Source organism: Tsukamurella soli, from assembly GCF_039541155.1.
Taxonomy (GTDB): Bacteria; Actinomycetota; Actinomycetes; order Mycobacteriales; family Mycobacteriaceae; genus Tsukamurella; species Tsukamurella soli.
Genome location: NZ_BAABFR010000143.1, coordinates 1 through 9429 on the forward strand (window position 1 = coordinate 1; position 9429 = coordinate 9429).

A 9429-nucleotide genomic window follows, 5' to 3' on the forward strand; every position below is an offset into this window, starting at 1 on the left:
GCGGTCGCCCTCGCCCGGGCCAAGGCTGCCGGGGCGCGGACGGTGGCGGCCGGCTACGCCGCGACCGGCGGAGCCGCTCGCGGCGCCGACGCGATCGAGGCCGCCGTCCGCACCCGACGGTGACCGCACCGTCTCAGGGAACGAGATCGTCCCTACGAACCAGACTGTCCCCGGGAACGAAGCGGGCCGGCGCCGTTGGCCCGGTGGACACAGTTCCGAGATGATCGTCCTCAGCCCTACCGTCACCGGAGACCGGCGGGTAACTTCGGTCACACACGACGAAGGAGTGGGATGGCGTCCGGTGAGTACGACTACATCGTGGTGGGAGCGGGCAGCGCGGGGGCGGTGATGGCGGTGCGCCTGTCCGAGGATCCCGACACGTCCGTTCTGCTCCTGGAGGCGGGCGGTGAGGCGGACGCGGACGAGATCTCGATCCCGCTCGCCTTCTCGACCCTGTTCAAGACGAAATGGGACTGGAACTACACGACGACCCCGCAGAAGCACCTCAACGACCGGCCCGCCTACTGGCCGCGGATGAAGGCGCTCGGCGGGTGCTCGTCGATGAACGCCATGATCTACATCCGCGGCAACCACGCGGACTACGACAGCTGGGCCGCGCAGGGCGCGACCGGCTGGTCGTTCGAGGAGGTGCTCCCCTATTTCATCAAGGCGGAGCACAACACCCGGTTCGGGTCGCCGTACCACGGGCAGGACGGTCCGCTGCACGTCGAAGATCGCGTGTACACGCACCCGCTGTGCACCGAGTGGGTCGAGAGCGCGGTCGCCTGGGGGCTGGGGCGCAACGGCGACTTCAACGGCGCCGCCCAGGAGGGCGCGGGCCTGTACCAGGTGACGTGCAAGGGCGGGCGCCGCTGGTCGACCGACAAGGCGTACCTCGCGCCCGCGCGCAGCCGCGCGAACCTCACGGTGGCGCTGGGCGCCGCGGCCACCCGCGTCGAGTTCGACGGTGACCGCGCGAGCGGGATCGCGTTCACGCAGAACGGTTCCGCGCAGACGGCCCGTGCCCGCCGCGAGGTGATCCTGTCGGGCGGCGTCGTGAACTCCCCCCAGCTGCTGATGCTGTCGGGTATCGGCCCCGCCGAGCAGCTGCGCGAGCTGGGGATCGACGTCCGCGTGCCGCTGGACGGCGTGGGTGGCAACCTGCAGGACCATCCGATCGTGCCCGTGATCTTCGAGACCCACGGGACCACCGACCTGATGGAGGCACAGACGCTGGGCAACCTGCTCCAATGGCGGCTCACCGGCAGGGGCCCGCTGGCGTCCAACGCCGGCGAGGGCGGCGGGTTCCTGCGGTCACGCCCGGATCTGGATCTGCCCGACCTGCAGTTCCACATCATGGCCTCGGGGTTCTACGACAACATGCTGCACGAGCCGACCCGGCGCGGCTTCGTGTGCGCGCCGACGCTGGTGTCGGTCGCGAGTCGCGGCCGTCTGCGGCTGCGGTCTGCCGACCCGCGTTGGCACCCGCTCATCGAGCCGAACTACTTCGACGCCCCCGAGGATCTCGACGCCATGTTGGTCGGGACCAGGCAAGCCGTCGAGATCTGCCAGCAGGGTCCGCTCGCCGGACACCTCGGCGCCCCCTGGACGCTGCCGCCGACACCGTCGGACGACGATCTGCTGGCCCACATCCGGGAGTACGCCCAGACCCTGTACCACCCGGTCGGCACCTGCGCGATGGGCAGCGGCGAGGACGCCGTGGTCGATCCGCAGCTGCGCGTGCGCGGCGTGGCGGGCCTACGGGTCGTGGACGCGTCGGTGATGCCGAGCATCGTCCGCGGCAACACGAACGCACCGACCATCATGATCGCCGAGAAGGCGGCAGACGACATCAGGAGGAACGTATGACCGCGACCGAGAAGCCCACGACATTCGACTCGCTCGACCCGCGTACCGGAGACGTGGTCGCCAGCTACCCGGTCCACACTGCGGACGACATCGCCTTCGTGGTCGCCCGCGCCCGCGAGGCCGCGGACTGGTGGGTCGAGCTGGGCTTCGACGGCCGCAAGGAGCAGCTGACCCGGTGGAAGGGCGTGATCACCCGGCGTATCCACCAGCTGGCGCAGATCGTGCACGACGAGACCGGCAAGCCCCACGGGGACGCGCTGCTCGAGGCGTCGCTCGGTATCGACCACCTCGCCTACGCGGCGTCACACGCGAAGAAGGTCCTGGGACCCAAGCGGGTCTCCCCCGGCCTGCTCATGGCGAACCAGGCCGCCACCGTCCGCTACCACCCGCTCGGCGTGGTCGGCGTGATCGGCCCGTGGAACTACCCCGTCTTCACCCCGATGGGCTCCATCGCGTACGCGCTCGCCGCGGGAAACGCGGTCGTGTTCAAGCCCAGCGAGTACACGCCGGGCGTCGGCGCGTGGCTGGCCTCGACATTCGAGGAGGCGGTGGGCCGCCCGGTACTGCAGGTGGTCACGGGCCTCGGCCCGACGGGCGCCGCGCTGTGCACGTCGGGCGTGGACAAGATCGCGTTCACCGGGTCCACGGCGACCGGCAAGCGCGTCATGGCGGCGTGCGCCGAGACCCTGACGCCGGTCGTGATCGAGGCGGGTGGCAAGGACGCGTTCCTCGTGGACGCCGACGCCGACCTGGACGCCGCGGCGGACGCCGCCGCGTGGGGGTCGTTCGCCAACGCGGGCCAGACGTGCGTGGGCGTGGAGCGGATCTACGTACACCGTGACGTCTACGACCCGTTCCTGGCGAAGCTCGTCGCGAAGGCGGAGGCCCTGACCGCCTACGACGCGGACGACGCGCAGATCGGGCCGATCACGATGCCGAGCCAGCTGAACATCATCCGCCGCCACATCGAGGACGCCATCGCACGCGGCGGCCGGGCCGTACTGGGCGGGCCGGACGCCGTCGGTGAGCGGTGGGTGCAGCCGACGGTGCTGGTGGACGTCCCGGAGGACTCCGTGGCGGTCACCGAGGAGACGTTCGGCCCGACGGTGACGGTGGCGAAGGTGGCCTCGATGGACGAGGCGGTGGAGCTGGCCAACGCGACCCGCTACGGGCTGGCGGCCACCGTCTTCTCGAAGCGGCGCGGCGTGGAGCTGGCCGACCGGATCCGCTCGGGAATGGCGGCGGTGAACGGCATCATCACGTTCGCGGGTGTGCCGGGACTACCGTTCGGCGGCGTGGGCGAGTCGGGCTTCGGCCGCATCCACGGACCGGACGGGCTGCGCGAGTTCACCTACGCCAAGAGCATCACGCGGCAGCGGATCAAGCCGCTGCTCGCGCTCACGTCCTTCACGCGCACCGAGGCGGCCGAGAAGCAGCTGGCGCAGATCATGACCCTGCTCCACGGCCGGGGCACCACGATCGGGCCGAAGTAGCGGGGTGCTCGGCCGGGTCGTGGCGTACCGATCGAGCACTCAGTCCAGGTAGTAGGCGGTGAGCTCGCGGGCGCGGGAGATGGCCTCCACCGCGAGCTCACCGTCGTTGCTCTGGATCGCCATCACGGACACGTACTCGTAGTCCGGGAGTTCCAGATGCGCCCACGGCGCGCCGTCCGGGAAGCTGAAGCCGCGCACCACATCCCACGGGAAGACGTGCTCGCCGCCGGCATTCCGGACGGCGACCCCGTCGGGCCCGATCCGCAGACGCGGCCGCGTGAACATCAGCACCCCGCCCGCGAGCACCACGCCGATGCACATCAGCGCGGCCTGGTCCTCCCAGCGGAAGTACACGCCGGTGTTGCCACCCATGCGCAGCAGCAGCCCGACCACGACGTGGGCCACCAACACCAGGGCCGCGACGACGCAGGCCACGATGCGCGACCTGCGTGGGCGCACCTCGAACGTCTGGGCCTGGTCCTGGTCGGTCATCACCCGGCCGAGTCTACGGGGCCGACACCGCGCCTACCTGGCAGGCCACGACCGAGGCCACGGCTGCCGGGTAGGCGCGGTCGGTCGGTGTCAGCGCCAGAACTCGGTGAGCCGCTCGGCGAGGGCTCCGCCCTGGTCGTAGCCGGCTCGCGCAGCGGGCGGGCGGAGCGACGGATCCATCGCGGCTGTGCCGAACAGGTGCTCGGAGTCGCCGTCCGGGAAGATCGTCTCGACCCTGCTGCCGCACGCGCGCAGCTCGTCGACCTGTGCTGCCAGATGCGTGCCCCACTCCACCGGATGCAGTGATCGGCCGCCGAACGGCGACAGCACCAGCACCCGGGCGTATCCGGCTGCCAGATCGGCGTTCTCGGCATTGGACCGGTAGCCGCCGTCGATGTATCGGCCGTCCCCGATCCGGTAGGGAAGCCCGCTGGCACAGCTGGCGGCGACGGCGTCCACCAGGTCGACCCCGCTGGCGCTGTCGAACACCACCGGTTCACCGGTGGCGGCGTCGACCGCCGTGATGAGCAGCCGCCGGTGCGGCCAGTGTCGATCGGGCAGCCGCGAGGCGACGGTGGCCCGCCACTGCGACTGCCACGAGCCGTCCGCCGCCGCATCCCTGTCGAGTGCCGCCGCGCCCATTCTGCGCCGCATGTCCGCGGCGTCCACTGCGGCGGCGATGGTTCTGTTCATCCGATCCATGTGGTCCGCCACCGGCCTGTTCGGTCGCCCAGCCGGACCGGCCGGTCGCGGAGGGACACCGGTCAGGACGGCGGCGAACAGCTCGGTCGGGCTCGCCCCGGCGATCTGGGCCGCCGCCGTCGAGCCGGCAGATGTGCCGATGGTCAGATCGGCGGTGGTCACGTCCAACCCGGCATCGGACAGGCCGGCGAGGACGCCGATCAGCCACGCATTGCCCGTCGAACCGCCGCCGCCGAGCACCAACGCCCGCTCGCCCGTGGAGTGCCGAGAGATGGAGTGCCGAGAGGTGGACTGGAGAGGTGAAGAAGATGTCGTGTTCATGGGAGTCGCCTTTCGCGATCGCCTGTCGGGCGCTCCCGATGTCGACTACGACAGTCGTGCGATCGTGAACTGCGGGGGAGCACCCACTGCGGATACTGCGTTCATGGGGCTCACCTCCCGTCGATAGATCACGATCAGCCGAACCGTAACACGCCCGCCGATCGCCGCGCCAGTATCTGATGTGTACGCCAGCACCCGATGTATGGGCCGCTACCCTGGCGTCATGGACCTGGTCATCGCGACCAACCCGGATCCGGACTCGAGCCTCAAATACCTGATGTGGGTCCCGCTCGGTGCGGGGCGTGTGTACCGGACGTCGGACACCTGGCCACGCACGAAGGCGCTCTACTGCCATCCGACCACGGTGGACGAGTGGCCCGACGACCCGGATGTGGTGGAACGGATCCCCCTCAAGGCGTGCACCGGGCGCGGCGCCGCGATCGACGTGATCGCGGACCGGCGCCGCGAGTCCCGTTCGCAGATCGTCCACACCCGGGCGCGGGGCCGGCAGATGGTGTTCTGGCAGGCGCCACGCACCCGCAAGCAGGCCCGGCCGGCCGTGACCACGCCGACCGCACGGGCATCCGGGCTGCCGGACCTCGAGATCGTGATCGACGTCCACGAGCGGTACGCGTATCAGTTCACGAAGCAGCAGGCGGACACCGCGAAGCGGCCGCTGAAGGTGGGCGACTACGCGGTGTTCGACGGCGACGCGGTGGTCGCGGCCGTCGAGCGCAAGTCCCTGGCCGACCTGACCAGCAGCCTGACCTCGGGGAAGCTCCGGTACGCCGCGGCCGAACTCGCCACGGTGCCGCGCGCGGCGATCGTCGTCGAGGACCGGTACTCTCAGGTGTTCAAGCAGGCGTTCGTCCGGCCGGCCGTACTCGCCGACGGGATCGCCGAACTGCAGGTCCAGTTCCCGACGGTGCCGATCGTCTTCTGCGAGACGCGCAAGCTCGCGGAGGAATGGACGTACCGGTTCCTCGGCGCGGCCTGTGCCGCGAGCCGGCTCGAGGCCTCCGCGGAGGAGAGTGGCGCTCCGGTCCCGGAGATGGGAGCGGCGGCCGCGCCGCGAGTGCCGCCGCGGGAGCCGACGACGGCGGACCTGCGCGCGTGGGCCCGCGCCAACGGCCACGCGGTCTCTGACAAGGGCAGGATCCCGGCCACGGTGCGTGCCGCCTACCTCGAAGCGAGGCGTACCTGACCGGGTGTCGAGCCGCTACCGGCGCAGTCGCCGCAGTGTGAGCGCGGTGTCGAGCGCGGCGGAGACGGCCTGCTCCCCCTTGTCCTCGGCGGATCCGGGTAGCCCGGCGCGGTCGAGGGCCTCGGCCTCGGTGTTGGTGGTGAGCACGCCGTTGCCCACGGGCACGCCCGCGTCCAGCGACACTCGCAGCAGGCCGGCCGTCAACGCATCGCAGACGTACTCGAAATGCGGTGTGCCGCCACGGATCACGACGCCCAGCGCGACCACGGCGTCGTGGGTCTTGGCCAGCTCCTGCGCCACCACCGGCAGCTCCACGGCGCCGGCGACGCGCTCGACGGTCACATCGGTGACGCCCGCCGCCTGCGCGGTCCGCTCGGCACCGTCGAGCAGCGCGGCACACACCTGCTCATGCCAGCGGGACGCCACGATGGCGAGCTTCAGGTCGCCCGCGCCCTCCAGTGCCAGCCGGGGAACGCCTTCGCCGCTCATGCCGTCGTGTCTCCCTCGGTGTCGACCAGGTCGAGCCCGCGCAGGTCGTGGCCCATGCGGTCGCGCTTGGTACGAAGGTAGTGGATGTTCTCGGCGTTAGCGCGCAGCGGCATCGGCACCCGCTCGGTGATCTGCAAGCCGTAGCCGTCGAGCCCCACACGCTTGGCGGGGTTGTTGGTCAGCAGGCGCATCGACGTGATGCCGAGGTCCACCAGGATCTGCGCGCCGATGCCGTAGTCCCGGGCGTCGGCGGGCAGCCCGAGCTGCAGGTTGGCGTCGACGGTGTCGGCGCCCGCGTCCTGCAGCTGGTAGGCCTGCAGCTTGTGCAGCAGCCCGATGCCCCGGCCCTCGTGGCCGCGCATGTACAACACGACGCCGCGGCCCTCCTGCGCCACCATCTCCATCGCAGCGTCCAGCTGCGGCCCGCAGTCGCAGCGCAGCGACCCGAACACATCGCCCGTGAGGCACTCGCTGTGCACCCGGACCAGGACGTCGGCGCCACCGTCGGCGGTGACGTCACCCTTGACCAGCGCGACGTGCTCGACGTCGTCGTAGATGGAGGTGTAGCCGACGGCCTGGAAGTCGCCGTGCCGGGTGGGGATCCGCGCAGACGCGACCCGCACGACGTGCTTCTCGTGCTTGCGCCGCCACGCGATCAGCTCGGCGATGGAGATCATCGCCAGCTCGTGCTCGTCAGCGAAGACCCGCAGCTCGTCGGTGAGCGCCATCCCGCCGGGATCCTTCTCCGACACGATCTCGCACAACACGCCGGCCGACGACAACCCCGCCATGCGGGCCAGGTCGACGCTCGCCTCCGTGTGCCCGGGCCGGCGCAGAACGCCACCGTCCTTGGCACGCAACGGCACCACGTGGCCGGGCCGGGTGAAGTCCGATACCGTCGCCTCCGGATCGGCCAGCTTCCGCATGGTGGTGGCGCGGTCGGATGCCGAGATACCGGTTCCGACACCCTCTTTCGCGTCCACCGTCACTGTGTACGCGGTGCCGTGCTTGTCCTGGTTGGTCGAATACATCGGCGGCAGACCGAGCCTGTCGCACGTGGTGCCGTCGAGCGCCACGCACAGGTAGCCCGACGTGTACCGCACCATGAACGCCACCATCTCCGGTGTCGCCTTCTCTGCCGCGAAGATGAGGTCGCCCTCGTTCTCGCGGTCCTCATCGTCGACCACCACCACGGGCTTGCCCGCGGCGACGTCGGCGATCGCCCGCTCGACCGTGTCGAATCTGGTCATGCGTTGTCCGCCTCTCGGAGAGTGGTGAGTCGTTCCACGTACTTGGCGATGATGTCCACCTCGAGGTTGACCACGGTGCCGGGAGTCGCCCCGCCCAGGTTCGTCAACGACAGGGTGGTGGGGATGAGCGAGACCTCGAACCAGTGGCCGGATTCCGCGCCGAAGCCGAGGGCCGAGACGGTGAGGGAGACACCGTCGACGGTGATCGAGCCCTTCTCCACGACGTACCGCGCGAGGGCGACGGGGAGCGCGACCCGCACCACGGTCCAGTGCTCGGACTCGGTCACAGCGAGGACGCTGCCGGTGCCGTCGACGTGGCCCTGCACGATGTGCCCGCCCAGTCGCGAGTTCACGGCGGCGGCGCGCTCGAGGTTGACTCGGTCGCCCGCCCCGAGCTTGTCGAGTGAGCTGCGGCGCAGCGACTCGGCCATGACATCGGCCGTGAACGCACCTTCGGAGACGGTGACCACGGTGAGACACACGCCGTTGACCGCAATGGAATCGCCGTGTCGCGCGTCGGTGGTGACCGTAGGGCCACGAACCGTGAATCGCGCTGCGTCGGGGAGATCCTCCCGGGCGGTGATCACGCCGAGTTCCTCGACGATCCCGGTGAACATCGTTGACTTCGCTCCTGCCGTCCACTTCTCAGGGCGGCACGACCACGCGGGATGGCCCGCGTTGTTCTCTCTCATCCGGACTATGACCGTCGGCTCCGGATTCGCACCGGAATCTGCTGTCCCCCGGCTCGGCCGAGGCGCTCGCGGGCTCGGACCTCGTGGGTCTATCACCGCCGGTGGGGAATCACACCCCGCCCTGAGAACTTCCGCCTTCGAGATTAGCACCGAAGTACTCACAATCGAATCGTGGTACACGTCACACGTCAGGCCCGCGGGCGGCCACCTGCGTCTTCCCCGCGGCTCAGCGTGAGCAGAACGTCGTCGCCCACCCGCTCGACCGATTCGAGGCGCATCCGCAGGGCGTCGGCGAGGGTGCCGACGCTCTCGATCTCCAGGGCGGACCGCCCGGCGCCGAGCAGCACCGGTGCGATGTACGCCTGGACGCGGTCCACCAGCCCCGCGGCGACGAAGGCGCCCGCCACCGTCGGACCGCCCTCGACCTGGACGTGCAGCGCGTCCCCGACGGCGGCCAGCACGTCGCCCGGGTCGTGGCTGCGGACGTGCACCGCACCGGCCAGCTTGGATCCCGCGGGTAGGTCGCGGGTACCGAGCACGACGCGCAGCGGCTGGTGGGGATAGAGCGTCCCGTCGGGACGGCGGGCGGTGAGCGCGGGGTCGTCGGCGACGACGGTGCCGGTCCCCACGACGATGGCGTCGAGCTGGGCACGCTCGCGGTGCGCGCGCTCGCGGGCGGCGGGGCCGGTGATCCACTGCGACGTCCCGTCGGGGGCGGCGATTCGGCCGTCGACGGTGGCGGCCAGCTTGAGCGTGACCATCGGTCGGCCGGTGCGCTGCCGGAACAGCCACTCCCGCAGCGGCCACGGCTCGACCCCGAGGTGCGCGACGGCGACCCGTCGCCCGCGGAGGACGTCGCCGCCGCCCGCGGCGAGCGGGTTGGGGTCGGCCGCGGCGTATGCGACACGCGCCACGCC

Annotated in this window: 9 protein-coding genes and 1 riboswitch; of the genes, 3 read left to right on the forward strand and 6 right to left on the reverse strand. The window is 70.9% G+C overall.

Going from position 1 to position 9429, the window contains the following annotated elements; all coding sequences use genetic code 11:
* The first annotated feature begins 291 nt into the window (after positions 1-291).
* A complete protein-coding gene (locus ABD908_RS25080) occupies positions 292-1869 on the forward strand; it encodes a GMC family oxidoreductase (RefSeq protein WP_345001207.1) in 1578 nt (525 codons plus the stop codon).
* A complete protein-coding gene (locus tag ABD908_RS25085; RefSeq protein WP_345001209.1) occupies positions 1866-3362 on the forward strand; it encodes an aldehyde dehydrogenase family protein in 1497 nt (498 codons plus the stop codon). Before ABD908_RS25080 ends, ABD908_RS25085 begins: the two co-directional genes overlap by 4 nt.
* Before the next feature lie 39 nt (positions 3363-3401).
* On the opposite strand, the gene ABD908_RS25090 is transcribed toward ABD908_RS25085, so the two are convergent.
* Complete coding sequence (locus ABD908_RS25090) at positions 3402-3854, reverse strand: PH domain-containing protein (protein WP_345001211.1); 453 nt, start codon at positions 3852-3854, stop codon at positions 3402-3404.
* A gap of 90 nt (positions 3855-3944) precedes the next feature.
* Positions 3945-4877, reverse strand: coding sequence for a patatin-like phospholipase family protein (locus ABD908_RS25095; protein ID WP_345001213.1), 933 nt, complete (start codon positions 4875-4877; stop codon positions 3945-3947).
* Positions 4878-5100: 223 nt separating this feature from the next.
* Here ABD908_RS25095 and ABD908_RS25100 point away from each other — a divergent pair, with 223 nt between their 5' ends.
* Positions 5101-6081, forward strand: a complete 981-nt coding sequence (locus ABD908_RS25100; protein ID WP_345001215.1) for an ERCC4 domain-containing protein — start codon at positions 5101-5103, stop codon at positions 6079-6081.
* A 15-nt stretch (positions 6082-6096) separates the two neighbouring features.
* Here the strand turns inward: ABD908_RS25100 and ribH are convergent, their stop codons facing one another.
* From ribH to ABD908_RS25120, 4 genes are all read right to left on the reverse strand, one after another.
* The gene (gene ribH, locus ABD908_RS25105) at positions 6097-6570 is read right to left on the reverse strand and encodes a 6,7-dimethyl-8-ribityllumazine synthase (RefSeq protein ID WP_345001217.1); all 474 of its coding nucleotides are present in this window, start codon (positions 6568-6570) and stop codon (positions 6097-6099) included.
* Positions 6567-7820: a bifunctional 3,4-dihydroxy-2-butanone-4-phosphate synthase/GTP cyclohydrolase II gene (locus tag ABD908_RS25110; RefSeq protein WP_345001219.1), complete on the reverse strand. Its 1254-nt coding sequence runs from the start codon at positions 7818-7820 to the stop codon at positions 6567-6569. The genes ribH and ABD908_RS25110 overlap by 4 nt, the downstream gene beginning before the upstream one ends.
* Positions 7817-8437, reverse strand: a complete 621-nt coding sequence (locus tag ABD908_RS25115; protein WP_345001220.1) for a riboflavin synthase — start codon at positions 8435-8437, stop codon at positions 7817-7819. Before ABD908_RS25115 ends, ABD908_RS25110 begins: the two co-directional genes overlap by 4 nt.
* Positions 8438-8496: 59 nt before the next feature.
* Positions 8497-8645: riboswitch (FMN riboswitch) on the reverse strand.
* A gap of 55 nt (positions 8646-8700) precedes the next feature.
* The coding region (locus ABD908_RS25120) for a RibD family protein (RefSeq protein ID WP_345001223.1) at positions 8701-9429 on the reverse strand (729 nt) is incomplete at its 5' end.